The 25972-nt window shown below is 65.4% G+C and carries 26 protein-coding genes and 1 tRNA gene; 8 read left to right on the top strand and 19 right to left on the bottom strand.

Features of this window, described 5'->3' with window-relative positions; genetic code table 11:
• Positions 1-67: 67 nt before the first annotated feature.
• The 13 genes from nuoF to DFS13_RS14725 form a co-directional block, all read right to left on the bottom strand.
• Positions 68-1378 (bottom strand): NADH-quinone oxidoreductase subunit NuoF, encoded by a 1311-nt coding sequence (gene nuoF, locus DFS13_RS14790; RefSeq protein WP_006478267.1) that lies wholly within the window; start codon positions 1376-1378, stop codon positions 68-70.
• Positions 1375-1860 (bottom strand): NADH-quinone oxidoreductase subunit NuoE, encoded by a 486-nt coding sequence (gene nuoE / locus DFS13_RS14785; RefSeq protein WP_006478266.1) that lies wholly within the window; start codon positions 1858-1860, stop codon positions 1375-1377. The genes nuoF and nuoE overlap by 4 nt, the downstream gene beginning before the upstream one ends.
• Before the next feature lie 172 nt (positions 1861-2032).
• A complete protein-coding gene (locus DFS13_RS14780) occupies positions 2033-3286 on the bottom strand; it encodes an NADH-quinone oxidoreductase subunit D (RefSeq protein WP_006478265.1) in 1254 nt (417 codons plus the stop codon).
• A 9-nt stretch (positions 3287-3295) separates the two neighbouring features.
• On the bottom strand, positions 3296-3898 hold the full coding sequence (locus DFS13_RS14775; RefSeq protein WP_111441849.1) for an NADH-quinone oxidoreductase subunit C: 603 nt from the start codon (positions 3896-3898) through the stop codon (positions 3296-3298).
• Between the two features lie 21 nt (positions 3899-3919).
• The gene (locus DFS13_RS14770) at positions 3920-4399 is read right to left on the bottom strand and encodes an NADH-quinone oxidoreductase subunit B family protein (protein ID WP_006398799.1); all 480 of its coding nucleotides are present in this window, start codon (positions 4397-4399) and stop codon (positions 3920-3922) included.
• Positions 4400-4461: 62 nt separating this feature from the next.
• Positions 4462-4821 (bottom strand): NADH-quinone oxidoreductase subunit A, encoded by a 360-nt coding sequence (locus DFS13_RS14765; RefSeq protein ID WP_006398798.1) that lies wholly within the window; start codon positions 4819-4821, stop codon positions 4462-4464.
• A 153-nt stretch (positions 4822-4974) separates the two neighbouring features.
• Positions 4975-5059 (bottom strand) — tRNA-Leu (locus tag DFS13_RS14760).
• A gap of 111 nt (positions 5060-5170) precedes the next feature.
• Complete coding sequence (gene secG, locus DFS13_RS14755) at positions 5171-5548, bottom strand: preprotein translocase subunit SecG (RefSeq protein WP_034201508.1); 378 nt, start codon at positions 5546-5548, stop codon at positions 5171-5173.
• A gap of 72 nt (positions 5549-5620) precedes the next feature.
• Positions 5621-6376 carry a triose-phosphate isomerase gene (gene tpiA / locus DFS13_RS14750; protein ID WP_006484882.1) on the bottom strand — a complete coding sequence of 252 codons (756 nt, stop codon included), beginning with the start codon at positions 6374-6376 and terminating at the stop codon, positions 5621-5623.
• 140 nt (positions 6377-6516) lie between these two features.
• The gene (locus DFS13_RS14745) at positions 6517-7536 is read right to left on the bottom strand and encodes an NAD(P)H-quinone oxidoreductase (RefSeq protein ID WP_111441848.1); all 1020 of its coding nucleotides are present in this window, start codon (positions 7534-7536) and stop codon (positions 6517-6519) included.
• Between the two features lie 148 nt (positions 7537-7684).
• Positions 7685-9832, bottom strand: coding sequence for a polyribonucleotide nucleotidyltransferase (pnp, locus tag DFS13_RS14740; RefSeq protein ID WP_034178497.1), 2148 nt, complete (start codon positions 9830-9832; stop codon positions 7685-7687).
• A 290-nt stretch (positions 9833-10122) separates the two neighbouring features.
• The gene (gene rpsO, locus DFS13_RS14730) at positions 10123-10392 is read right to left on the bottom strand and encodes a 30S ribosomal protein S15 (RefSeq protein WP_006398792.1); all 270 of its coding nucleotides are present in this window, start codon (positions 10390-10392) and stop codon (positions 10123-10125) included.
• A 107-nt stretch (positions 10393-10499) separates the two neighbouring features.
• The gene (locus tag DFS13_RS14725) at positions 10500-11759 is read right to left on the bottom strand and encodes a branched-chain amino acid ABC transporter substrate-binding protein (RefSeq protein WP_043205563.1); all 1260 of its coding nucleotides are present in this window, start codon (positions 11757-11759) and stop codon (positions 10500-10502) included.
• 165 nt (positions 11760-11924) lie between these two features.
• On the opposite strand from DFS13_RS14725, the gene DFS13_RS14720 reads away from it, so the two are divergent.
• From DFS13_RS14720 to DFS13_RS14710, 3 genes are all read left to right on the top strand, one after another.
• Positions 11925-12437, top strand: a complete 513-nt coding sequence (locus DFS13_RS14720) for a hypothetical protein (RefSeq protein WP_111441847.1) — start codon at positions 11925-11927, stop codon at positions 12435-12437.
• Positions 12438-12820: 383 nt separating this feature from the next.
• The gene (locus DFS13_RS14715; RefSeq protein ID WP_111441846.1) at positions 12821-13462 is read left to right on the top strand and encodes a carbonic anhydrase; all 642 of its coding nucleotides are present in this window, start codon (positions 12821-12823) and stop codon (positions 13460-13462) included.
• A 40-nt stretch (positions 13463-13502) separates the two neighbouring features.
• A complete protein-coding gene (locus DFS13_RS14710; protein ID WP_034201504.1) occupies positions 13503-15053 on the top strand; it encodes a SulP family inorganic anion transporter in 1551 nt (516 codons plus the stop codon).
• 71 nt (positions 15054-15124) lie between these two features.
• Here the strand turns inward: DFS13_RS14710 and DFS13_RS14705 are convergent, their stop codons facing one another.
• From DFS13_RS14705 to DFS13_RS14675, 6 genes are all read right to left on the bottom strand, one after another.
• A complete protein-coding gene (locus DFS13_RS14705) occupies positions 15125-16669 on the bottom strand; it encodes a 2-isopropylmalate synthase (protein ID WP_006491031.1) in 1545 nt (514 codons plus the stop codon).
• Positions 16670-16992: 323 nt separating this feature from the next.
• Entirely contained in the window at positions 16993-17865 is an 873-nt protein-coding gene (pssA, locus tag DFS13_RS14695) for a CDP-diacylglycerol--serine O-phosphatidyltransferase (RefSeq protein ID WP_006491034.1), read from the bottom strand.
• Positions 17866-17880: 15 nt separating this feature from the next.
• On the bottom strand, positions 17881-18525 hold the full coding sequence (locus DFS13_RS14690) for a phosphatidylserine decarboxylase (protein ID WP_006491035.1): 645 nt from the start codon (positions 18523-18525) through the stop codon (positions 17881-17883).
• Between the two features lie 127 nt (positions 18526-18652).
• Positions 18653-19669: a ketol-acid reductoisomerase gene (gene ilvC / locus DFS13_RS14685; RefSeq protein ID WP_006491032.1), complete on the bottom strand. Its 1017-nt coding sequence runs from the start codon at positions 19667-19669 to the stop codon at positions 18653-18655.
• 105 nt (positions 19670-19774) lie between these two features.
• Positions 19775-20266, bottom strand: a complete 492-nt coding sequence (ilvN, locus tag DFS13_RS14680) for an acetolactate synthase small subunit (RefSeq protein ID WP_006398781.1) — start codon at positions 20264-20266, stop codon at positions 19775-19777.
• A gap of 111 nt (positions 20267-20377) precedes the next feature.
• Entirely contained in the window at positions 20378-22141 is a 1764-nt protein-coding gene (locus DFS13_RS14675) for an acetolactate synthase 3 catalytic subunit (protein ID WP_012492736.1), read from the bottom strand.
• Between the two features lie 354 nt (positions 22142-22495).
• Between DFS13_RS14675 and DFS13_RS14670 the strand changes: the two genes are divergently transcribed.
• The 5 genes from DFS13_RS14670 to DFS13_RS14650 all read left to right on the top strand — a co-directional run bounded on the left by DFS13_RS14670 (position 22496) and on the right by DFS13_RS14650 (position 25947).
• The gene (locus DFS13_RS14670; protein WP_006491033.1) at positions 22496-23059 is read left to right on the top strand and encodes an RNA polymerase sigma factor; all 564 of its coding nucleotides are present in this window, start codon (positions 22496-22498) and stop codon (positions 23057-23059) included.
• A complete protein-coding gene (locus DFS13_RS14665; RefSeq protein WP_006497015.1) occupies positions 23056-23475 on the top strand; it encodes a DUF3619 family protein in 420 nt (139 codons plus the stop codon). The genes DFS13_RS14670 and DFS13_RS14665 overlap by 4 nt, the downstream gene beginning before the upstream one ends.
• 26 nt (positions 23476-23501) lie before the next feature.
• The gene (locus tag DFS13_RS14660; protein WP_020979871.1) at positions 23502-24269 is read left to right on the top strand and encodes a DUF3106 domain-containing protein; all 768 of its coding nucleotides are present in this window, start codon (positions 23502-23504) and stop codon (positions 24267-24269) included.
• A gap of 6 nt (positions 24270-24275) precedes the next feature.
• Positions 24276-24782: an RDD family protein gene (locus tag DFS13_RS14655; protein WP_006488204.1), complete on the top strand. Its 507-nt coding sequence runs from the start codon at positions 24276-24278 to the stop codon at positions 24780-24782.
• 226 nt (positions 24783-25008) lie between these two features.
• Entirely contained in the window at positions 25009-25947 is a 939-nt protein-coding gene (locus DFS13_RS14650; RefSeq protein WP_006478246.1) for a UDP-2,3-diacylglucosamine diphosphatase, read from the top strand.
• Positions 25948-25972 lie beyond the last annotated feature (25 nt).

The raw sequence follows: 25972 nt of genomic DNA, 5'->3' as shown, positions 1-25972 counted from the left end.
TTAACCTATTTCCGCCCGTTCGCGCCTTCGCCCGACCGTGCGCTCAAATTCCGCAACCGGGTGCGCTTCAGGCTGCCGCCGCGTGCGCGTGGCCGCCGACCATGCAGTGCTTGTGCTCGACGTGGTACGCGAATTCGTCCCAGTAGTGCTTCAGCATCCCGCGTACCGGCATCGCCGCCGCATCGCCGAGCGCACAGATCGTGCGGCCCATGATGTTCTCGGCCACCGAGTTCAGCAGGTCCAGATCTTCCTGGCGGCCTTCGCCGTGCTCGATACGGTTCACGACGCGATACAGCCAGCCGGTGCCTTCACGGCACGGCGTGCACTGACCGCACGATTCCTCGTAGTAGAAGTACGACAGGCGCAGCAGCGAGCGCACCATGCAGCGCGTCTCGTCCATCACGATCACCGCGCCGGAACCGAGCATCGAGCCCGCCTTCGCGATCGAGTCGTAGTCGAGATCGGTCTGCATCATGATGTCGCCCGGGATCACCGGCGCCGACGAACCGCCCGGAATCACGGCCTTGATCTTCTTGCCGCCGCGCATCCCGCCGGCGAGCTCCATCAGCGTCGCGAACGGCGTGCCGAGCGGCACCTCGTAGTTGCCCGGGCGCTCGACGTCGCCCGACACCGAGAAAATCTTCGTGCCGCCGTTGTTCGGTTTGCCGATCTCGAGGTAATTCTGCGGCCCGATGGACAGCAGGAACGGCACCGCGGCGAACGTCTCGGTGTTGTTGATCGTGGTCGGCTTGCCGTACACGCCGAAGCTCGCCGGGAACGGCGGCTTGAAGCGCGGCTGGCCCTTCTTGCCTTCGAGCGACTCGAGCAGCGCCGTTTCCTCGCCGCAGATGTACGCGCCGTAACCGTGGTGCGCGTGCAGCTGGAACGAGAATTCCGAGCCCATGATGTTGTCGCCGAGGAACCCGGCGGCGCGTGCCTCATCGAGCGCGGCTTCGAAGCGTCGATACACTTCGAAGATTTCGCCGTGGATGTAGTTGTAGCCGACGGTGATGCCCATCGCGTACGCGCCGATGGCCATGCCTTCGATCAGCGCATGCGGGTTCCAGCGCAGGATGTCGCGATCCTTGAACGTGCCCGGCTCGCCTTCGTCCGAGTTGCAGACGAGGTACTTCTGCCCCGGGAACTGGCGCGGCATGAAGCTCCACTTCAGGCCGGTCGGGAAGCCCGCACCGCCGCGACCGCGCAGGCCCGACGCCTTCACGTCGGCGATCACCTGCTCGGGCGGAATCTTTTCTTCGAGAATGCGGCGCAGCTGCTTGTAGCCGCCGCGCGCAACGTAGTCTTCGAGGTGCCAGTTCTCGCCGTTCAGACCAGCGAGGATCAGCGGTTTGATGTGACGGTCGTGGAGGGACGTCATTTCGAGAGCTCCTCAAGCAGCTGGTCGATCTTCTCGCGGCTCATGAAGCTGCACATTCTGTGATTGTTCACCAGCAGCACCGGCGCATCGCCGCACGAGCCCATGCATTCGCCTTCCTTCAGCGTGAACTTGCCGTCGGGCGTGGTCTCGCCGAAGCCGATGCCCAGCTTCTGTTTCAGGTAGTCGGCAGTCGCTTCCGCGCCGCCGTGCGGGCCGAGCTGGCACGGCAGGTTCGTGCAGAGCGTGATCTTGTGCTTGCCGACCGGTTTGAGCTCGTACATCGTGTAGAACGTCGCGACTTCCTGCACGGCAACGGCCGGCATGCCGAGATAGTCCGCAACGAACTGCATCAGTTCGGGCGACAGCCAGCCGTGCTCTTCTTGAGCCACGGCCAACGCCGACATCACGGCGGACTGTTTCTGATCGGCGGGATACTTCGTCAACGCTCGATCGATTTCCTTCAGGCCTTCAGCTGAGATCATTTTCAGACACGACTCTTTCAATTCCTACCGAACGAACAACCTGCCGCACACTGGGGTGCATGGACGGCAGACCTGGCGCTCACTCTGTTGACAGCTTGCGAAGCCGCGCCGGTTCAGCGCGCATCGCGTGTGACTTACTGCTCGCCGCCCGCGCTCGCGGGCGGCGCAACCATTAGCGATCGATTTCGCCGAACACGATGTCCTGCGTACCGATGATCGTGACGGCGTCGGCGATCATGTGACCGCGCGCCATTTCGTCGAGCGACGCCAGGTGCGCGAAACCCGGTGCGCGAATCTTGAGGCGATACGGCTTGTTGGCGCCGTCCGACACGAGGTAGATGCCGAATTCACCCTTCGGATGCTCGACCGCCGCGTACGCTTCGCCTTCCGGCACATGGAAACCTTCGGTGAAGAGCTTGAAGTGGTGAATCAAGTCTTCCATGTTGGTCTTCATGCCGACGCGCGACGGCGGGGCAACCTTGTGATTGTCCGTCATCACCGGGCCCGGATTCTTGCGGAGCCACTCAATACACTGTTTCGCGATGCGGATCGACTGGCGCATTTCTTCGACGCGCACCAGATAGCGGTCGTAGCAATCGCCGTTCACGCCGACCGGCACGTCGAAATCCATCCGATCGTACACTTCGTAGGGCTGCTTCTTGCGCAGGTCCCACGCGATGCCCGAGCCGCGCAGCATCGGGCCCGTCAGGCCCATCTGCAGCGCACGTTCCGGGCTCACCACGCCGATCCCGACCAGACGCTGTTTCCAGATCCGGTTGTCGGTCAGCAGCGTTTCGTATTCGTCGACGCACTTCGGGAAGCGCGTGAAGAAATCGTCGATGAAGTCGAGCACCGAACCACTGCGCGCTTCGTTCATCTTCGCGAGCGCCTTCTCGTTGCGAATCTTCGACGCCTTGTATTGCGGCATTGCGTCAGGCAGATCGCGGTAGACGCCGCCCGGACGATAGTAGGCCGCGTGCATCCGGGCGCCGGACACCGCTTCGTACACGTCCATCAGGTCTTCGCGCTCGCGGAACGCGTACAGGAACACGGCCATCGCGCCGACGTCGAGTGCGTGCGCGCCGATCCACATCAGGTGGTTCAGCACGCGCGTGATTTCGTCGAACAGCACGCGGATGTACTGCGCGCGCTCCGGCACTTCGATGCCGAGCAGCTTTTCGATCGCGAGCACGTAGCCGTGCTCGTTGACCATCATCGACACGTAGTCGAGACGGTCCATGTACGGCACGGACTGGATGAAGGTCTTGGATTCCGCGAGCTTTTCCGTCGCGCGGTGCAGCAGGCCGATGTGCGGATCGGCACGCTGGATGACTTCGCCGTCGAGCTCGAGCACGAGGCGCAGCACGCCGTGCGCTGCCGGGTGCTGCGGGCCGAAGTTGAGCGTGTAGTTCTTGATTTCTGCCATGACGCCCCCTTAATGTTTCAGACCGCCATAGCGATCCTCGCGGATCACGCGCGGCGTGATTTCGCGCGGCTCGATCGTCACCGGCTGGTACACGACCCGCTTCTCTTCCGGGTCGTAACGCATTTCGACGTAGCCCGACACCGGGAAGTCCTTGCGGAACGGGTGACCGATGAAGCCGTAGTCGGTGAGGATGCGGCGCAGGTCGGGGTGGCCTTCGAACACGATGCCGTACAGGTCGAATGCTTCGCGCTCGTACCAGTTCGCCGAGGTCCAGATGTCGACCAGCGACGCCACGATCGGCAGATCGTCGTCCGGCGCGAATGCGCGCAGGCGCAGGCGCCAGTTGTTCGTGACCGACAGCAGGTGCGACACGGCCGCGAAGCGCGGGCCGTCGTAGACACCGTCGCCGAAGGTCTGGTAGTCGACGCCGCACAGGTCGATCAGTTGCTCGAAACGGAGCTTCGGATCGTCGCGCAGCGTCTTTGCGACTTCGAGGTAATCGCTCGCCTTCACGACGAGCGTCAGTTCACCGATCGCTTCGGTGAGGCTCACCACGCGCGCGCCGAGCGCGGCTTCGAGGTTTGCCTTGAGGGTCTCGATTTTGCTTGCCATATTGAGGGGACGCTCGGGGCTTTATTGACGGGCGATGGTATTGGTGCGGCGGATCTTCGCCTGAAGCTGGATCACGCCGTAGACCAGCGCCTCGGCCGTGGGCGGACAGCCCGGCACGTAGACGTCGACCGGCACGATCCGGTCGCAGCCGCGGACCACCGAGTACGAGTAGTGGTAGTAACCACCGCCGTTTGCGCACGACCCCATCGAGATCACCCAGCGCGGCTCGGCCATCTGGTCGTACACGCGGCGCAGCGCGGGCGCCATCTTGTTGCACAGCGTGCCGGCCACGATCATCACGTCCGACTGACGCGGGCTCGGGCGGAACACGACGCCGAACCGGTCCAGATCGTAACGGGCCGCGCCCGCATGCATCATCTCGACGGCGCAACACGCGAGCCCGAACGTCATCGGCCACAGCGAGCCGGTACGCGTCCAGTTGATCAGCTTGTCAGCCGTCGTGGTGACAAACCCTTCCTTCAAGACCCCTTCGATACTCATTTGCTTTCCACTCCAGACGAGCGACCGAGCGTGGCCGCCCATGCAAACCGGCGATTAACCCATCACTCCCAGTCGAGGCCGCCTTTCTTCCAGATATAGGCAAAGCCCAGCAGGAATTCGAGCAGAAAAATCATCATTGCGATGAAACCCGGCCAACCGATGTCCCGGAGCGCGACGCCCCACGGAAACAGGAATGCGGTTTCGAGATCGAAGATGATGAACAGGATGGCGACGAGGTAATACCGAACGTCGAATTTCATCCGGGCGTCTTCAAAGGCTTCGAAGCCGCACTCGTACGGTGCGTTCTTCTCGACGTCCGGCTTGTTGGGACCAAGGAGCTTGCCGATGCTGACCAGCGCTATACCTAAACCAGTGCCCACGAGGAGGAACAACAAGACGGGGTAATAGGCTGCGAGGTTCAAGGCAATCCTCTATCGGTTGGTTCTGAGCGTCCGGAGAATACCACTTCCGGCGGAAGGAATCATTTCGGAGTACAGGCGATCGCAAGACAACCGCAAGCACACCCCAGAAATGAAAAATGCCAGCCACTAGAAGCGGCTGGCATTGAGTAACTTTGGTGCCGACGGCGAGACTCGAACTCGCACAGCTTTCGCCACTACCCCCTCAAGATAGCGTGTCTACCAATTTCACCACGTCGGCACTGCATGCAACTCGGGTTGTGCTGCTCGTTTCCCGCGAATCGCTTCAAGAATTAAATTCTAACCCGAGTTCCAGATTTGTTCAACGCACAAACGCAAAAAATTTAACTTTTTATTTCGGGACATCCTGGCCCGGCGCGCTTGCGGCCGAACCGGCGGCAGCGGACGCCGCGACGGCCGGTGCCGACGCTGCAGGTGCCGATGCCGGCGCGGTCACGGCCGTGCCGAGCACGCCCGCCGACGGCGTCGACTTGTACGAACCGAGGTACGTCAGCGCGAGCGTCGCGACGAAGAAGATCGTCGCGAGAATGCCCGTCGTACGCGACAGGAAGTTCGCCGAGCCCGTCGCACCGAACAGGCTGCCCGACGCGCCGCTGCCGAACGCGGCGCCCATGTCGGCCCCCTTGCCGTGCTGCAGCAGCACGAGCCCAATCACACCGAGCGCAGACAGCACCTGCACCACAATAATCAGCGTCTTGAATAACAGCATCACACCCACCCGATTGGATCGGGCGACCGGACCGACCGGCCGCCGTCATGGTTCAATTCGATCTCGGACCGCTCAACGCGCGGCCCGGCAGATCGCCAGGAAATCTTCCGCCTTCAGCGACGCGCCGCCGATCAGGCCGCCGTCGATGTCCGGCTGCGCGAACAGCTCTTCCGCGTTGTCCGGCTTCACGCTGCCGCCGTACAGCACGGACACGTCCGCCGCACCCTTTGCCGCAAGACGCGTGCGCAGGAACGCGTGCACGTCCTGCGCCTGCGCCGACGTCGCGCTCTTGCCCGTGCCGATCGCCCAGACCGGCTCGTACGCGACGACGATGCGCGCGGCCTCGTCAGCCGTCAGCACGGCCAGCACCGCGTCGAGCTGCGCACCGACGACCTGCTCGGTCGCACCCGACTCGCGCTCGTCGAGCGTCTCGCCGACGCACACGACCGGCGTGAGGCCCGCCGCGAGCGCGCGCTGCGTCTTCGCCGCGACCGTCTCGCTGCTTTCGCCGTGATACGCGCGACGCTCCGAATGGCCGACGATCGCGTACCGCGCGCCGAACTCCGCCACCATCGCGGCCGCCACTTCGCCGGTGAACGCGCCTTGCTCGTGCGCGGACACGTCCTGCGCACCGAACGCGACACGGCCACCGCCGAGTTGCGCCTGAACCTGCGCGAGATACGGGAACGGCACGCACACGCCGATCGACGTTTCAGCCGCCACCGCGCCCGCACCCTGCACCACTTCGTTCAGCAGCGCCTGGTTGCCGGCCAGCCGGCCGTGCATCTTCCAGTTGCCGATCACTCGCTTTGTTCGTTGTTTCGACATCGTGTCCGTCTCGTCACTATCTTGTCATTAACGTGCCGGAACCCGGCCGTCAGGTTGGATCTGGCGAAGCAAACCCGCGATTTTACTGCGCGGGGCTTGAACCGGTCAAACCGCGCATGTCAAGCCCGCCGCACGGGGCGTCAGGCGTTCGACCCCCAATCGAGCACGATCTTGCCGGTATGCTCGCTGCTTTCCATCAGCGCATGCGCCTGCGCGGCGTCCGCGGCGGGCAGTACGCGATAGATCACCGGCTTGATGCGGCCGTCGGCGAGCAGCGGCCATACGCGCGCCTTCAGTTGCGCGGCGATATGGGCCTTGAATTCGACCGGGCGCGGGCGCAGCGTCGAACCGGTGATCGTCAGCCGGCGGCGCAGGATCTCGCCGAGGTTGACGTCGGCCTTCGCGCCGCCAAGCAGCGCGATCAGCACGAGACGGCCGCCGTCCGCGAGCGCGGACAGCTCGCGCGGCACGTACGAGCCCGCCACCATGTCGAGGATCACGTCGACGCCGCGATCGTGCGTCAGCGACTTCACGACTTCGACGAAGTCTTCGGTCTTGTAGTTGATCGCGCGCTCGGCGCCGAGCGCCTCGCACGCACGGCACTTGTCGGCGGTGCCGGCCGTCGCGAACACGCGAAAACCGAGCGCATGCGCGATCTGGATCGCCGTCACGCCGATGCCGCTGGAGCCGCCCTGCACGAGCAGCGTCTCGTGCTCGCCGCCCTCGCCCGCGCCGAGCTGCGCACGGTCGAACACGTTGCTCCACACGGTGAAAAACGTTTCGGGCAGCGACGCGGCCTCGATATCGGTGAGGCCGCCCGGCACCGGCAGGCACTGCGGCAGCGGCGCGACCGCATATTCGGCATAGCCGCCGCCCGCGAGCAACGCGCACACGCGGTCGCCGAGCTTCAGGCCGAACGGGTTCAGCACCGCATCGGACAGATCGCCGCCGACGATCTCGCCCGCGACCTCGAGGCCCGGCAGATCCGACGCACCCGGCGGCGGCGCATAGGCGCCCTTGCGCTGGAACACGTCGGGCCGGTTCACGCCGGAAGCCGCCACCTTGATCAGCACCTCGCCGCGCTTCGGTTCGGGGCGCGGACGCTCCGCGAGCTTCAGCACGTCGGGGGCGCCGAATTCGGTGATTTCGATGGCTTTCATGGTGAAAATCGCTCCAGGATCGGAATCGGATGGCACGGCCGCGCGCACGGCGTGGACGCCTCGCCGGCGCTGCTGCGCCGCACAACGATGCTACAGAAAAAACGGCCGGCACGCTTTCGCACTGCCGGCCGTTGATCCGCCTGTCCGCTTACTGCTGCGGCGGCGTATCCGACTGCGCTGCAGCCGCTGCTTCATTCAGCAGCGCCTTGGCCGACAGACGCACGCGACCCTTCTCGTCCGTCTGGATCACCTTGACCTTCACCTGCTGACCTTCCTTCAGGTAGTCGTTGATGTCCTTCACGCGCTCGTTGACGATTTCCGAGATGTGCAGCAGGCCGTCCTTGCCCGGCAGCAGGTTCACGATCGCGCCGAAATCGAGCAGCTTGAGCACCGTGCCTTCGTACACCTGGCCGACTTCGATCTCGGCCGTGATCTGCTCGATGCGCTTCTTCGCTTCGGCCATGCCGTCGCTGCTCGTGCTCGCGATCGTCACGACGCCGTCGTCCGAGATGTCGATGGTCGTGCCCGTTTCTTCCGTCAGCGCGCGGATCACCGAACCGCCCTTGCCGATCACGTCGCGGATCTTTTCCGGATTGATCTTGATGGTGATCATGCGCGGCGCGAATTCCGACAGTTGCGTGTTCGCACCCGACACCGCCGAGGTCATCTTGCCGAGGATGTGCATGCGGCCTTCCTTCGCCTGCGCGAGCGCGACCTGCATGATTTCCTTCGTGATGCCCTGGATCTTGATGTCCATCTGCAGCGCCGTCACGCCTTGCTCGGTGCCGGCCACCTTGAAGTCCATGTCGCCGAGGTGGTCTTCGTCGCCGAGGATGTCGGTCAGCACCGCGAACTTGTTGCCTTCGAGAATCAGGCCCATCGCGATACCCGCGACGTGCGCCTTCATCGGCACGCCGGCGTCCATCAGCGCGAGGCAGCCGCCGCACACCGATGCCATCGACGACGAACCGTTCGATTCGGTGATTTCCGACACGACGCGGATCGAGTAGCCGAATTCGTCGGCGCTCGGCAGGCACTTGACCAGCGCGCGCTTGGCCAGCCGGCCGTGGCCGATTTCGCGGCGCTTCGGCGAACCGACGCGGCCCGTTTCGCCGGTCGCGAACGGGGGCATGTTGTAGTGAAGCATGAAGCGCTCGCGGTATTCGCCTTCGAGCGCGTCGATGATCTGCTCGTCACCCTTCGTGCCGAGCGTCGCGACGACCAGCGCCTGCGTCTCGCCGCGCGTGAACAGCGCCGAGCCGTGGGTACGCGGCAGCACGCCGGTGCGGATTTCGATCGGGCGCACGGTGCGCGTGTCGCGGCCGTCGATGCGCGGCTCGCCGTTCAGGATCTGCGAGCGGACGATCTTCGCTTCGATGTCGAACAGGATATTGCCGACGGTGGCCTTGTCGGCCGCGACCGTGCCGGCCGCCAGCGCGTCTTCCTCGAGCTTCGCCGAGGTCGCCGCGTAGACTTCCTTCAGCTTCGCCGAACGTGCCTGCTTGTCGCGCAGCTGGTAAGCGGCGAGCAGATCGTTCTGCGCCAGCTCGGTCACGCGTGCGATCAGCGCCTCGTTCTTCGGCGCCGGCTGCCAGTCCCACTCGGGCTTGCCGCCGTCGCGCACCAGTTCGTGGATCGCGTCGATCGCGATCTGCATCTGCTCGTGGCCGAACACCACCGCGCCCAGCATCACGTCTTCCGACAGTTGGTCGGCTTCCGATTCGACCATCAGCACGGCGCGCTCGGTACCCGCGACGACGAGGTCGAGGCTCGATGCCTTGATCTGGTCACGCGTCGGGTTCAGCACGTACGCGTTGTCGATGTACGCGACGCGTGCGGCGCCGACCGGGCCGTTGAACGGCAGGCCCGACACGGCGAGCGCAGCCGATGCGCCGATCAGCGCGGGGATGTCCGCCGGGATTTCCGGGTTCACGGACAGCACGTGGATCACGACCTGGACTTCGTTGTAGAAGCCTTCCGGGAACAGCGGGCGCAGCGGACGGTCGATCAGGCGCGACGTCAGCGTCTCGTGCTCCGACGGACGGCCTTCGCGGCGGAAGAAGCCGCCCGGGATCTTGCCGGCCGAATAGGTCTTCTCGAGGTAGTCGACGGTCAGCGGGAAGAAGTCCTGACCCGGCTTCGCCGACTTCGCGCCCACGACGGTCGCGAGCACGACGGTGTCTTCGACGTCGACGATCACGGCGCCGCTCGCCTGGCGAGCGACTTCACCGGTTTCGAGGCGCACCTTGTGCTGGCCCCACTGGAATTCCTTCACGACCTTGTTGAACATGGACATGGTTGCTCCTTTGTATTCATGCATTTCATTCGCCGCGCCGGCGATCCCGCGCGGCGGCGTCCCGACCGAATCACCCGGAGCAAGGTGTGTTTTTTATGCCATTCCAGCGCGGCGCTCAGGCAGCGACGCGCTGGAATGACACAAATCCCGCCCCGGTATCGATCGTTGCGGCAGGCCGGCACGAACGTGCCGGACAGCCTGCGATGCGTGTGACGCTACGCACCGCGCAAAAACAAAATGCCTGTATCAGCGGACTGACACAGGCATCTTGCTGGCGGCAATCGCCTCGATTACTTACGCAGACCCAGCTTCTCGATCAGTGCGCGGTAACGGTCGGCATCCTTGCCCTTGAGGTAGTCGAGCAGCTTGCGGCGGCGGCTCACCATGCGCAGCAGGCCGCGGCGGCTGTGGTGATCCTTCGCGTGGGTCTTGAAGTGACCCGTCAGTTCGACGATACGTGCGGTCAGCAGTGCGACCTGGACTTCGGGCGACCCCGTGTCGTTGGTACCGCGGGCGAACTGAGCAACGACTTCCGACTTCTTGATATCTGCAACAGACATGTGATTTCCTTTCTAACTGAACAGGCGGACACGGAAGAATGGCCGTGCCGTGACTTACAACCGGCGCGCATTGTAGCACAACTCGATGCCGTTCTTACCGCCTCCCGTCACGGACGCGTCATCGAACACGTCGACGGCATCTCCGTGCGCTGCGCCGGCACCGCGAGCACCGTCCGGAAGCCGTAGCCCGACCCTTCGTTGTCGAAGCGCACGCCCGGCGCGCCGACCTTGTCCATGTCCATCACGTAAAGGGGCTGGATCAGCTGGTGATCCTGCGCGCGCATCCGCGACGCGTGGAAGCCGTCGTCGAACGACAGGCCTTCGAGCGCACGCGCGACCGCGACCGGGTCAGCCGACCCCGCGCGGGTCATCGCGGCGGCCAGCATCTCGATCATCTGGCTCATCCGCCGCACCGGATAGTCGTCCTGCGCGGCCGGGAAACGGGTCCGGAACGCGCGGTAGAATGCGTCGGATTTGGCCCCGCCCGCGTTCGGATGCCAGTCGGCCACGGCCACCACGCGGCCGACGCCCGCGTCGCCCAGGGCCGCCGGCGCGCCGAGGCTGTTGCCATAAAACGTATAGAACTTCGCGTCGAGCCCCTGTTCGCGCGCCGCCTTCACGAGCAGCGTGAGGTCGTTGCCCCAGTTGCCGGTCACGACGGCGTCCGCGCCGCTGGCGCGGATCTTCGCGATATACGGCGAGAAATCCTTGATCCGGCCGATCGGGTGGAATTCGTCGCCCGCGATCGTCACGTCCGGGCGCCGCGCGGCCAGCGCCTGCCGTGCGAGGGTGCTGACGTCGTGGCCGAAGCTGTAGTCCTGGTTCAGCAGATAGACCTTGCGCAGCGCGCGATCGCGCGCCATCACGTCCGCGAGCGCGGCCATCCGCATGCCGGCATGCGCATCGAAGCGGAAATGCCAGAAACTGCAGCGCGCGCCGGTCAGCGCCGGATCGTCGGCCGAATAGTTCAGGAACAGCATCCGGCTGTCCGGATTGCGCGCGTTCAGCTTGTCGAGCGCCGCGACGAGCGCGGCCGCGACGGCCGAGCTGTTGCCCTGCGCGACGAAGCCGATATGGCGGTCGGCCGCCGCGCGCAACTGCACGAGCGCCTCCTCCGGGCTGCCCTTGCTGTCGAGCACGACGAGTTCGAGCGGATGCGCGCCATCGCGCAGCTTCACGCCGCCCGCCGCGTTGACCTGCTCGACGCCGAAGCGCAGGTTGCGCTCGACCGCCGCCCCCGCGTTCGCGAACGGGCCCGACATCCCTTCGATCAGCGCGATCCGCACCGGCTCGCCACCGGCAAACGCGGACGACGCCAGCATCCACCCCGCGCTCCACGCGAGCGCGCACCGCTTCCAACCCTGCATCGGCCACCTGCCCTTCAATCTGTCCGAGAAGCGCGGATCATAGGCCGCCGCGACCGCCGCCCGCAAGCGCGACAGCTGCGATCCGCACCGATTTTTCGCATGCGATGCGCCGTCGCGCGCCGTCCGTGATAAAACGGGACTTGTTTCCGTGTTCTGGAGAATCCGATGCGCATTCGCATTCCCGCGCGCGTGCCGGTGCTGGCCGTCTGCGCTACCGCGCTGCTGGCCGGTTGCGCGCAACCGTGGCAGCAATACCAGGCCGGCCAGGACGAGTCGGCGATCGTCGCACGCATGGGCCCGCCGCGCGAGATCTACGACCTGCCCGGTGGCGGCAAGCGCCTGATGTGGCCGACCCAGCCAATGGGCGAGATCACGGTCGCGGCCGACGTCGATGCGGCCCACCGGATCGTCAACGTGCGTCAGGTGCTGCAGCCGAGCGAGTTCTATCGCGCGGAGATCGGCAAGTGGACGAAGACCGACGTCCTCGTCAATTTCGGACGCCCGGTCGAGACGTCCTACTTCCCGCTGATGAAACGCGAGGTGTGGACGTACCGGTATCTCGAGGACAACGTCTGGTACATGATGTACAGCTTCTACTTCGATCCGCAGGGCATCCTGCGCACCACGCAGAAAACGCCGGACCCGCTGCACGATCCCGATCGCCGCACCCTGTTCTGACCGATTGCACATTCAAGCGCAATTGTCGCAATGGCCATTTACGAATTATTGCGTGAATGGCCATTTCATTTTTTCCGTCGTCTTATTTAATTCGAAGAACAAGACGGAAATCTTTTCCGATTCCTGACATTCCGATGGCAAGCCGCTGAACGCCCCGTCATGCGGGCCCCTGCGCGCATACAGGCATGGGCCGTGCATGTCATGCGTCGCGCTGGTGCATGCAATGCACTATGCCCAATCAATTTGAAACAATTTGTTTCAGTTCACCCGGAGTGCTAGGGCATACCCCTAATATCAGTCGAAATTCAACCTTTCAATTTAGAAAGAATGCGCTTGCGCCATTTCGGCCGATATTTATTTGCCTTTATCACAAAGGAGTCCTCATGAATCGCCCCAAGAGCATGCTGGTTGCCAACATTGCCTGGGCCCGCGAGACGCGCGAACACACGCCCGGCTTCTTCGACGCGCTCGCGCGCGGCCAGAACCCGCGCGTCCTGTGGATCGGCTGCGCCGACAGCCGCGTGCCGGCGGAAACCATCACGCACTGCGCGCCCGGCGAGCTGTTCGTCCATCGCAACATCGCGAACCTGTTCCATCCCGATGACGACAATTCCGCCAGCGTGCTCGAGTACGCGGTGCGGGTGCTGAAGGTCGATCACGTGATCGTGTGCGGCCACTACGGATGCGGCGGCGTGCGCGCATCGCTGCTGCCGCCGCCCGCCGACCTGCCGCACGTCGCGCGCCGCATTGCACCGCTCTGCGCGCTCGCGCGGCGCCATCGGGACACGCTCGACGGGCTCGACGACATGGCCGCCGCCGACCGCCTCGCCGAGCTGAACGTGCTCGAACAGGTGCGGCTGCTGCGCGCGTCGCCGATCGTGCGCGGTCGCGAACGGCCGCCGCTCGTGCACGGCTGGATCTTTTCGCTCGCCGACGGCCGCCTGAAGGAGCTCGATTCCGGCTATGCGGCATTGCCGACCGAAGCCGAGCCCGAAACTGTCGCGACCGCCGCCGCGCTCGGTTGACCCGCGCCCTGCCCTCCCTGCCAACGAAACCACCCCAACCATGAAACTGAACGAGCGCCTGTCCACCCTGCCGCGCGACATCGTCGCCGGCATCGTCGTTTTCCTCGTTGCGCTACCGCTCTGCCTCGGTATCGCCAACGCCTCCGGCGTCGAGCCGTTCGCCGGGCTCGTGTCGGGCATCGTCGGCGGCATCGTCGTCGCGCTGCTGAGCGGCTCGTCGCTGTCCGTCAGCGGACCGGCCGCCGGCCTCGTCGTGATCGTCGTCGAAGGGATCGCGCAACTCGGCAGCTTCTCCGCGTTCCTGCTCGCGGTGCTGCTGTCCGGCGTGCTGCAGTTCGGCTTCGGCATGCTGCGCGCCGGCCGCTTCGCCGCCTACGTGCCGTCGCCCGTCATCAAGGGCATGCTCGCCGCGATCGGCCTGCTGCTGATCGTGAAGCAGATTCCGTTCGCCTTCGGCATTGGCGGCTCGGCCGCGCAATCGTTTGCGAACTGGCCGGGGCTGCCGGTCGCATGGGCCGCCACGGCCATCGCGCTCGCGTCGCTCGCGCTGCTGGTGGCATGGGACACCCCCGCGCTGCGCCGCTTCGCGCTGGTGCGCTCGGTGCCCGCGCCGCTCGCGGTGGTCGTGCTCGGCATCGGCGCGACGCTGGTGCTGGGTGTCGTCGCGCCCGCGGTCGCGCCAGGCGCCGCCCACCGCGTCACCTTGCCCGAACTCGGATCGTTCACCGCCTTCGCGGCATCGCTCAAGCACGCGGAGCTCGGCCCCAACTTCGCGCAGCTCGTCAATCCGGACGTGTGGCGCGTCGCGATCACGCTCGCGGTCGTCGCCAGTCTCGAAACCCTGCTGAGCCTCGAAGCGGTCGAACAGATCGACCCGAAGCGCCGGCCGGTGCAACCCGACCGCGAACTGAAGGCCCAGGGCGTCGGCAATCTCGTCGCGGGCGCGGTCGGCGGCCTGCCGATCACGTCGGTGATCGTGCGCAGCTCGGTGAACGTCAACGCGGGCGCGCAAAGCCGGATGTCGGCGATCGTCCACGGGGTGCTGCTGCTCGCCAGCGTGTTCGCGCTCACCGGGCTGATCAACCTGATCCCGCTCGCGAGCCTCGCCGCGATCCTGATCCACACGGGCTTCAAGCTGGCGAAGCCGGCGCTGTTCCGCTCGGTGATGAAACAGGGGCCGGCCGCGTTCGTGCCGTTCGCCGCGACGATCGTCGGCGTGCTGGCGGTCGACCTGCTGTTCGGCATCGCGCTCGGCCTCGCGTGCAGCGTGCTCGCCGTCGCCGTCGCGAACCTGAAGAGCCCCGTCACGCTCGCGCAGCATGACGACCACTTCCTGCTGTCGTTCCGCAAGGACGTGTCGTTTCTGGGCAAGGTACAGGTCAAGCACCATCTGCGGCACATTCCGGACCGCGCGGCGGTGATCATCGACGCGACGCGCGCCGACTACATCGATCACGACGTGCTCGAACTGCTCGATGCGTTCGTCGCCGATGCGCCGCGGCGCGGGATCGCGGTCGAGTTCCGCCGGCGTCAGCCGGCGCCACGCGCGGCGGCGCGCCGCTGGCTGTTCCGCGCGCCGGCCGCCGAATGAGCGGCCGATGAAAAAACGCCCCGGCGGCGCAGGGCCGCACGGGGCGTTTCGAGCAACGTGACGCGCGGCGCTTACGAGCGCTGCGGGTTGACCTTGTCGTCCTTCGAGTGCAGCTTGTTCAGCGCGGAAATGTACGCCTTCGCGGACGCGGCGACGATATCCGGATCGGTGCCGACGCCGTTGACGATCCGCCCGCTCTTCGACAGCCGGACGGTCACTTCGCCCTGCGCCTGCGTGCCGGTCGTGATCGCGTTCACCGAGTACAGCAGCAGCTCGGACCCGCTGCCGACCTCACCCTCGATCGCATTGAACGTCGCATCGACCGGGCCGTTGCCGCGCGCCTCGCCGGTCACTTCCTTGCCTTCGACCGCGAACACGACCTTCGCCTGCGGCTGCTCGCCCGTTTCCGAACGCTGCGACAGCGACACGAACTTGAAGTGCTCCTGCTCCTGCGCGAGCGCCGACTCCTCGGACACGATCGCGATGATGTCCTCGTCGAAGATCTCCGCCTTGCGGTCGGCCAGATCCTTGAAGCGCATGAACGCGGCATTCAATTCCGCTTCGCTGTCGAGCGACACGCCGAGCTCCTGCAGGCGCTGCTTGAACGCGTTGCGGCCCGACAACTTGCCGAGCACGATCTTGTTCGCGGTCCAGCCCACGTCTTCCGCGCGCATGATCTCGTAGGTGTCGCGCGCCTTCAGCACGCCGTCCTGGTGAATGCCCGACGCGTGCGCGAATGCGTTCGCGCCGACCACCGCCTTGTTCGGCTGCACGACGAAGCCGGTGATCTGCGACACGAGCTTCGACGTCGGCACGATCTGCGACGTGTCGATGCCGACGTCGAGGCCGAAATAGTCCTTGCGGGTCTTCACGGCCATCACGATTTCCTCGAGCGACGTATTGCCCGCGCGCTCGCCGAGACCGTTGATCGTGCACTCGACCTGACGCGCGCCGCCGATCTTCACGCCGGCGAGCGAGTTCGCGACCGCCATCCCGAGATCGTTGTGGCAGTGCACCGAAAAGATCGCCTTGTCCGAGTTCGGAATGCGCTCGCGCAGCGTCTTCACGAGGTTGCCGTAGAGTTCCGGCACGCCGTAGCCGACCGTATCGGCGATGTTGATCGTCGTCGCGCCTTCCGCGATCACGGCTTCCAGCACGCGGCACAGGAAATCCATGTCCGAGCGGCTGCCGTCTTCCGGCGAGAACTCGACGTTGTCGGTGAACTTGCGTGCGAAACGCACCGCGAGGCGCGCCTGCTCGAACACCTGGTCGGGCGTCATCCGCAGCTTCTTCTCCATGTGCAGCGGCGACGTCGCGATGAACGTGTGGATCCGGAAGCTGTTGGCCGGCTTCAGCGCGTCGGCCGCGCGCTGGATGTCCTTGTCGTTGGCCCGCGCCAGCGAGCAGATCGTGCTGTCCTTCACGAGACCGGCGATCGTGTGGATCGCGTCGAAATCGCCGTTCGAGCTGGCGGCGAAGCCGGCCTCGATCACGTCGACCTTCATCCGCTCGAGATTCTTCGCGATACGGATTTTCTCTTCCTTCGTCATCGATGCACCGGGCGATTGCTCGCCGTCACGCAACGTCGTATCGAAAATGATCAGCTTGTCTGTCATGGGGGGCTCCAGGGCTCTTTTATACGGAAGTCAAACGTAACGAGATCGCGCCACCGCTGGCGACGCTCAACAACAGACGAGGCTTGAGACGGAGGGCGAGAACGGTCAGCGCGGCAGGCGCGCCAAAGCTGGCGCGCGTAGCGGCGCACCGGCTAGAAGGAGGGAGAGGCGGGGAAATGCAGTCATGCCAAAGACTATAGCGACATTCGGTTGGCCGCGCAATCGGACGGCACCCGGGGATCGACGCGCCCCCGGCTCGAAAAAGGGGCACATGAAAACGGCGGCCCCGAGGCCGCCGTTTTCGGGCAAATCGCGCGCCGGAGTCAGTGATCGCGCTGCGACGAGCGCGCCGGATTGGCGCGCCCGCGGATGGCCTGGTAGGCCCAGAACACGTAGCCGGACAGCCCGTACAACACGAACAGGCAGAACAGCATCAGCGGCGGATCGGACGACACGAGCACGAACGCGACCACGACGAGCAGGATGGCCGCGAACGGCACACGGTGCCGCACGTCGAGCGCCTTGCCGCTGTAGAACGGCGCGTTCGACACCATCGTCACGCCCGCGTAGATCGTCAGCGCGAACGCGACCCACGGCAGCCAGCCGAGCTTCATCGGCACGCGGTTGTCGGTCGCGAGCCACACGAAGCCCGCGATCAGCGCGGCGGCGGCCGGGCTCGGCAGCCCCTGGAAGAAGCGCTTGTCGACCACGCCGATGTTCGTGTTGAAGCGCGCGAGGCGCAGCGCGGCGCCCGAGCAATAGACGAACGCGGCGAGCCAGCCCCAGCGGCCCAGATCCTTCAGTACCCACTCGTACATCACGAGCGCGGGCGCGACGCCGAACGACACCATGTCCGACAGGCTGTCGAACTGCTCGCCGAACGCGCTCTGCGTATGGGTCATGCGCGCGACGCGCCCGTCCATCCCGTCGAGCACCATCGCGACGAAAATCGCGATCGCGGCGATCTCGAAGCGCACGTTCATCGCCTGCACGACCGCGAAGAAGCCGCAGAACAGCGCGGCGGTCGTGAATGCGTTCGGCAGCAGATAGATGCCGCGCGTCTTCAGGAACCGCTGGCGCGCGGCGCGGCGGCTTTCGAGCGGCGCCGGATCGGGCGCCATCACCTTGTTGCGGCGGAACGGGCGTGGCGTCTGGCCGGAGCCGTTGCGCGGCCGACGCGGTTTGAATGCGGCCATCGTGCGCCCCGCCGCTTACTGCTCGAGCTCGGCGAGGATCGTCGACGACGCGTAGACCTTCTCGCCGATCGACACCTTCGCGCGGCTGCCGAGCGGCAGGTACACGTCGACGCGCGAACCGAAGCGGATGAAACCGTAGCGCTGGCCGCGCGACAGCGGCTCGCCGGCGCGCACGTAGCAGAGGATCCGGCGCGCGATCAGGCCGGCGATCTGCACCGAGGTGACGGTCTTGCCGCTCGCCGTCTGGATCACGACCGCATTGCGCTCGTTCTCGGTCGACGCCTTGTCGATCGCCGCGTTCAGGAACGCGCCCGGGAAGTACTCGACCTTGCTGATCGCGCCATCGACCGGCGAGCGCTGCGAATGGACATTGAAGACATTCATGAACACGCTGATCTTCAGCGCTTCGCGGTTCGCGTACGGATCCTGCGCGGTCTCGACCGCGACGATGCGGCCGTCCGCCGGGCACAGCACCGCGTTCGGCTGCGCCGGGATCGGGCGCTGCGGGTCACGGAAGAACTGGACGACGAAGACGAGCAGCAGCCAGAACGGCCACGCGAAGCCGAAGCCCCCGACGGCATGGATCAACAGCGCGATGACGGCTGCAATCGCGATGAACGGCCAGCCTTCGCGCGCGATGATCGGATGAGGATAGTTCATGGATTCGTTCTGTGTTCGGTGAATTGCAAAGCCCGTAGCATAACAAAAGCCGCCCGGGGCACTGCTGCCTTCGGACGGCTTTTTGATGCCGGCCCTTCGCTCGAAGGGCCGGAACAGCACGGGATGCTCAGTTCTTCGTCTGGTCGACGAGCTTGTTCTTCGCGATCCACGGCATCATCGCACGCAGCTTCGCACCGACCTGCTCGATCTGGTGCTCGGCCGTCAGGCGGCGGCGCGACTGCAGCGTCGGGGCGCCTGCCTTGTTCTCGAGAATGAAGCTCTTCGCGTACTCGCCCGTCTGGATGTCGGTCAGGCACTGCTTCATCGCCTTCTTCGTCTCTTCCGTGACGATGCGCGGGCCCGTCACGTACTCGCCGTACTCGGCGTTGTTCGAGATCGAGTAGTTCATGTTCGCGATGCCGCCTTCGTAGATCAGGTCGACGATCAGCTTCAGTTCGTGCAGGCACTCGAAGTACGCCATTTCCGGCGCGTAGCCGGCTTCGACCAGCGTCTCGAAACCTGCCTTGATCAGCTCGACCGTACCGCCGCACAGCACGGCCTGCTCGCCGAACAGGTCGGTTTCGGTTTCTTCACGGAAGTTCGTCTCGATGATGCCGGCACGGCCGCCGCCGTTCGCTGCCGCGTACGACAGCGCGATGTCGCGCGCCGCGCCCGACTTGTTCTGCGCAACCGCGATCAGGTGCGGCACGCCGCCACCTTGCGAGTACGTGCCGCGCACGGTGTGGCCCGGTGCCTTCGGCGCGATCATGATCACGTCGAGGTCGGCGCGCGGGATCACCGCGCCGTAGTGGACGTTGAAGCCGTGCGCGAACGCGAGCGCCGCGCCCTGCTTGATGTTCGCGTGGACTTCCTTCGCGTACACGTCGGCGATCTGCTCGTCCGGCAGCAGCATCATGACGACGTCCGCGCCCTTCACCGCTTCCGCGACTTCCTTGACCGACAGGCCGGCGTTCTCGGCCTTGCTCCACGACGCGCCGCCCTTGCGCAGGCCGACCGTCACGTTCACGCCGCTGTCCTTCAGGTTCAGCGCGTGTGCATGGCCTTGCGAGCCGTAGCCGATGATCGTGACTTGCTTGCCCTTGATGAGGGAGAGGTCAGCGTCTTTGTCGTAGAAAACGTTCATGATGGTTCCTTCGCTAATTCAAAAAATTCAATAATTCGTTCGGATGGAGTACTGCGGGCCGGGACATGACGGCGCACCCGGCGTGCCTCTTTGGCTATGTCGGCATCACACCTTCAGGATGCGCTCGCCGCGTCCGATGCCGGAGCTGCCGGTGCGCACGGTCTCGAGGATCGCGCCCGCGTCCAGCCCCTGGATGAATGCGTCGAGCTTGTCGCTCGCGCCCGTCAATTCGATCGTGTAGGTCTTCTCGGTCACGTCGATGATGCGGCCGCGGAAAATGTCCGACATCCGCTTCATTTCTTCGCGCTCCTTGCCCACTGCACGTACCTTGATCAGCATCAGCTCGCGTTCGATGTGTGCACCGTCGGTCAGGTCCACCACTTTCACCACCTCGATAAGGCGGTTCAGATGCTTCGTGATCTGTTCGATCACGTCGTCGGAGCCAATGGAAACGATGGTGAGCCGCGACAGCGATTGATCTTCGGTCGGCGCCACCGTCAAGGTTTCGATGTTGTAGCCGCGTGCGGAAAACAGGCCGACCACGCGCGACAGCGCGCCCGGTTCGTTCTCCAGCAGGACGGAAATGATGTGTCTCATGTTCGCTTCTTCCAGAATGTGTCCGTGTCGATTCACTCGCGCCGCGCGCCGCCGCGTGCCGCACCGCCCTTCGTGAAGGCGGCCGCATCGGGCCGGGCGCGCGTCGCGCCGTTACAGATCTTCCGATCCGAGCAGCATCTCGGTGATGCCCTTGCCGGCCTGTACCATCGGCCAGACGTTTTCGGTCGGATCGGTCTGGAAGTCGAGAAACACGGTGCGGTCCTTCAGGCGCAGCGCTTCCTTCAGCGCCGGCTCCACATCCGAAGTCTTTTCGATCCGCATGCCGACATGGCCGTACGCTTCGGCAAGCTTCACGAAATCCGGCAGCGCATCCATGTACGAATGCGAATAGCGCTTGCTGTATTCGATCTGCTGCCACTGGCGGACCATGCCGAGGTAGCGGTTGTTCAGCGAAATGATCTTCACGGGCGTGTCGTACTGCAGGCAGGTCGACAGTTCCTGGATGCACATCTGGATCGAGCCTTCGCCCGTGATGCACAGCACGTCGTCGTCCGGATGGGCCATCTTGACGCCCATCGCCGCCGGCAGGCCGAAGCCCATCGTGCCGAGGCCGCCGGAGTTGATCCAGCGACGCGGCTTGTTGAAACGGTAGAACTGCGCGGCCCACATCTGGTGCTGGCCGACGTCCGAGCACACGAACGCATTGCCGTCCGTCAGCTCCCACGCCTTCTCGACCACGTACTGCGGCTTGATGATCTCACTTTCGCGGTCGTACTTCAGGCAGTCCTTCGCGCGCCAGCCTTCGATGTCCTTCCACCATTGCGCGAGCGCTTCGGTGTCGGGGCCATGCTCGGCCGTCTGCAACTGCTCGATCAGCTCCTTCAGCACTTCCTTCACGTCGCCGACGATCGGGATGTCGACCTTCACGCGCTTCGAGATCGACGACGGGTCGATGTCGATGTGAATGATCTTGCGCGGGCGCGACGCGAAGTGCGCCGGGTCGCCGATCACGCGGTCGTCGAAGCGGGCGCCGATCGCGATCAGCACGTCGCAGTGCTGCATCGCCATGTTCGCTTCGTAGGTGCCGTGCATGCCGAGCATGCCGAGGAATTTCTTGTCCGACGCGCGATAGCCGCCGAGGCCCATCAGCGTGTTCGTGACCGGGTAGCCGAGCAGGTCCGCGAACTGGTTCAGTTCACGCGACGCGTCGGCGAGGATGATGCCGCCCCCCGTGTAGATGTACGGACGCTTCGCCGTCAGCAGCAGCGACACGGCCTTGCGGATCTGACCCGAATGGCCCTTCGTGACGGGGTTGTACGAACGCAGCGACACGCTCTTGATCGGCTCGTACTGGCACGGCGTCTTCGAGATGTCCTTCGGGATGTCGATCAGCACCGGGCCCGGACGGCCGGTGCGGGCGATATAGAACGCCTTCTTGACGGTTTCCGCGAGGTCGCGCACGTCCTTCACGAGGAAGTTGTGCTTCACGCACGGACGCGTGATGCCGACGGTGTCGCATTCCTGGAACGCATCCTGACCGATCGCGGCCGTCGGCACCTGGCCGCTGATCACGACCATCGGGATCGAATCCATGTAGGCCGTTGCGATGCCGGTCACCGCGTTGGTGACACCGGGGCCCGACGTCACGAGGCAGACGCCGACGTTGCCGGTGGAGCGCGCATACGCATCGGCTGCGTGCACGGCCGCCTGTTCATGGCGCACCAGCACGTGCTGAATCTTGTCCTGCTTGTACAGCTCGTCGTAGATGTAGAGAACCGAGCCGCCGGGGTAGCCCCAGATGAATTCGACGTTTTCGTCGGCCAGTGCCTTCATGAGCACGGTGCCGCCGATGGAGTCGCTATCGGGAGGGGAAAGGGGTTCCGACGTGGAGAATTCCGCGCTGGGCATGTTCATTTTGACCTTTCGAATTTTCGGCAAAAAATTGATCGGGTGCTCTCTGCCGGGCTTGTGGCTCGGGTTCAAGCGGCGCGTCCAGTTTGAAGGGCGGGCTTCTTGGGCCAGCCTCAAATGAGACCATCACTTCATGTTGCGAATCGCTGACGATAGCGGGTCGTGATGGGGCCGTCAAGCAAAATATCCCGCAGCGCATCATGCGCGCCGCCCGGCGCCCCGCCGGCGCGGCTCGCGCGCAACTGCGGCGCCCGACCCGGTGCCAAGCCGCGCGAAAATTTGATAGCATCCGCGGGTTTTACGAAATTTTTCGACCTTTTACACCACGCAGCGGGCCGCAGCGCATACCTTCACGGAATGGCATCAGACAAGGAACTCGCCGACTTTCTGGCGGGCGTCGAAAGGCGCGCGTTCAAGCAGGCTGCGTACGCCGTGCGTGACGACGATGCATCGCTCGACATCGTGCAGGACGCGATGATCAAGCTCGCGGAGAAGTACGGCGACCGGCCGTCGGCCGAGCTGCCGCTGCTGTTTCAGCGGATCCTGCAGAACGCGATCCACGACTGGTTCCGCCGGCAGAAGGTCCGCAATACGTGGGTGACGCTCTTCTCGTCGCTGAACAACACCGACGACGACGACTTCGACCCGCTCGAAACGCTCGAATCCGCGGATGACAACGCGGGCGTCGAAAGCAGCGAACACCGCCTCGAAAGAGAGCAGGTTCTGGCCCTGATCGACGAAGAAATCCAGAAGCTTCCGACGCGTCAACGGGAAGCGTTCCTGATGCGTTATTGGGAAGATATGGATGTCGCCGAGACTGCCGCCGCAATGGGGTGCTCCGAGGGCAGCGTGAAGACGCACTGCTCGCGAGCCACTCACACCCTGGCGCAAGCGCTCAAGGCCAAAGGAATCACGCTATGAGCTCCGCAAACCGAGAACACGAATTCGCGCTGAAGGTGCGCCGCGCGCTGGACGAGCGCGCGGCCGCCCTGCCTGCCGCGACCACCGATCGGCTGGCCGTCGCCCGCCGGGCCGCGCTCGCGCGCAAGAAGCCCGAAGCCGCGACCGCGCCGGTGTTCGTGCCGGCCTTCGCCGGCGCGGCCGGTGCCTACGGCCCGACGCCCGCGAATCGCCGGCCGACGTCGTTCGCGCGCCGCCTGCTGCGCGCGTGGCCGCTCGCATTGCTGCTCGCGGGGCTCGTCGGCATCGCGTACTGGGAAGACATGCAGCGCACCGCCGAACTCGCCGACATCGACGCGGCGATGCTCAGCGACGACCTGCCGCTCAACGCGTATCTCGACCACGGGTTCAACGCGTATCTTTCACGCGCTCACTAACAGACAATAACGAGGGGATCGTACGGGTGAGTCAGAAGCGCGGCCTGGCCGTATTTTTCGGATGCGTGATCGCGATCGCCGTTTCCTACGTCGCCACGTATCCCCGATTCCACCCGGCCCCCGCGACGACGCCCGTCGCGACCGCCAACCCTGCCGCGCCGGCATCGGCCGCGGCCGGACTCACCACCGAACTGCCCCCGCTGCCCCTGCCCTTGCCGCTGCCGGCCGCCGCCGGCCCGCTGGCGTGGGCGCGCCTCACGCCGGCGCAGCACGCGGCCCTCGCGCCGTTCGCCGACCAGTGGGACGGCTTCAGCGATGCTCGCAAGCGAAAATGGCTGAAGATCGCATCGCGTTTCGCGAAGTTGTCGCCGGATGACCAGAAGCGCCTGCAGGAGCGCATGGCCGAGTGGGCGAAGATGACGCCCGAGCAGCGCCGCGTCGCGCGCGAGAACTACCAGAGCGCGAAGGAGCTGTCCGCGCAGGCGCGCGAGCGCGCATGGAAGGCCTACCAGCAACTCCCCGAGGAGCAGAAGGAACGGCTTGCCGCCGCCGAGCGCCGCCGCAAGCCGAGCGTCGTCAGCGCGCCGCCGACCGTCGCGGACCGCGACGTCCGCCGCCTCGTCAACTCGCACGAACACCCGGCGAGCGGCGCGGCCGCCGCTCCGGCGCCCGCGTCGACCGGCGCCGCCGCGCAGCCGGTGCCCGCGTCGTCGACGTCCGGCACCGCATCGGCCCCGGCCGCCGTGGCGCCGGTGTCGCCCGCCGACGCGCCTTCGCTGTTCAAGGGCTCCTGAGCGGCCGTGGCGAACGCCCGCGCTTCCGAGACCCCGGCCGCCGCGCCGTCCGTGCGGCGGCGCCTCGCCGCACTGCTCTACGAAGGCGTGCTGCTGTTCGGCGTCGTGTTCTTCGCGGGGCTCGCGTTCAGCCTCGCGACGCAGCAACGCAACGGCCTCGTTCATCACAACCTGCTTGCCGCGTGGATCGCGCTCGTCGTCGGCGCGTATTTCGTCTGGTTCTGGACACACGGCGGCCAGACGCTGCCGATGAAAACCTGGCGGCTGCGGCTCGAATCGGCGAACGGCCGGCCGTTGAGCGCCGGCCACGCGCTCGTCCGCTACGTGCTCGGCTGGCTGTGGTTCCTGCCGCCGCTCGCGCTGCATCCGCTCCTGGGCCTGTCGGTACCCGTCACGCTTGCGCTCGCCGCCGCATGGGTCGTCGCGTGGGCCGGCGCCGCCCGGTTGCACGCCGGACGCCAGTTCCCGCACGACCGGATCGCCCGCACGCGCGTCGTCGCGATACCACGCTGACGCGTCGCCGCATTCACCAGACGAAAGCCCCTCGCCCGGCGCCCTCATCGAGCCGCGGAGCCTGGCCTGACACGCCCCGAGCGTTCAGTGCGACAGGTTACGCAACGCCCGTTCATTCACTGCTAAACACCCTTCGACGGTCGTAATAAGAACGTCTCGTGACTGTCACGGCACAGTCACGCCCGCATGGCGGAATGCCGGTAATGTCAACCGGCGCGAGTCATGCATGGGCCAGAAAACGTCCGCGACCTCACTGTTTCGCCACCCCATCGGCGCCCGCGCCGCCACTGCGTTCCTGTCCGGCTCGGGGGCAACCGACGGCGTGGTGTCGCACAAGCCGCCCGTTGCGCACACCACCCAGCACGAGGACCCGGAGCCGTCCGCCCACCGCTACCGCACCATCTGGCTGTCCGACATCCACCTCGGCTCGAGCGGCTGTCAGGCGCCCTACCTGCTGGATTTCCTGCGTCACAACGATTCGGAATACCTGTACCTCGTCGGCGACATCATCGACGGCTGGCAGCTGAAGAAAGGCTGGTACTGGCCGCAGGCGCACAACGACGTCGTGCAGAAGATCCTGCGCAAGGCGCGCAAGGGCACGCAGGTCGTCTACATCCCCGGCAACCACGACGAAGGCGCGCGGCAGTTCTGCGATCTCGCGTTCGGCGACATCCAGGTGCGCGGCGAGGCATTTCACACGACGCTCGCAGGCAAACGTTTGTGGATCGTGCACGGCGACCTGTTCGACGGCGTGATCCAGCACGCGAAATGGCTCGCGTACCTCGGTGACACGCTCTACACGCTGATCCTCGTGCTGAACCGCTGGTTCAACCGGATCCGCAGCCGGCTCGGCTTCCAGTACTGGTCGCTGTCGCAGTACCTGAAGCACCAGGTCAAGAACGCGGTCAATTTCATCTCGCAGTTCGAGACCGTGATGACCGACGAGGCGCGCCGCCGCGGCTGCGACGGCGTCGTGTGCGGCCACATCCACAAGGCCGAGATCCGCGACATCGACGGCGTGCTGTACTGCAACGACGGCGACTGGGTCGAAAGCCTGTCCGCGCTCGTCGAAACGATGGAAGGCGAACTGAAGATCGTCTACTGGACGGTGATGCGCACCGCACCGTCGGAGACCACGTCGCGCAAGGCCAAGGCCGCTGCCTGACACAACCCTACTTACAGGACATGCC

Source organism: Burkholderia sp. 28_3, assembly GCF_003253915.1.
GTDB lineage: Bacteria > Pseudomonadota > Gammaproteobacteria > Burkholderiales > Burkholderiaceae > Burkholderia > Burkholderia cenocepacia.
Note: the sequence above shows the minus strand (reverse complement) of the source record. Positions and strands in the feature narration are given on the sequence as shown.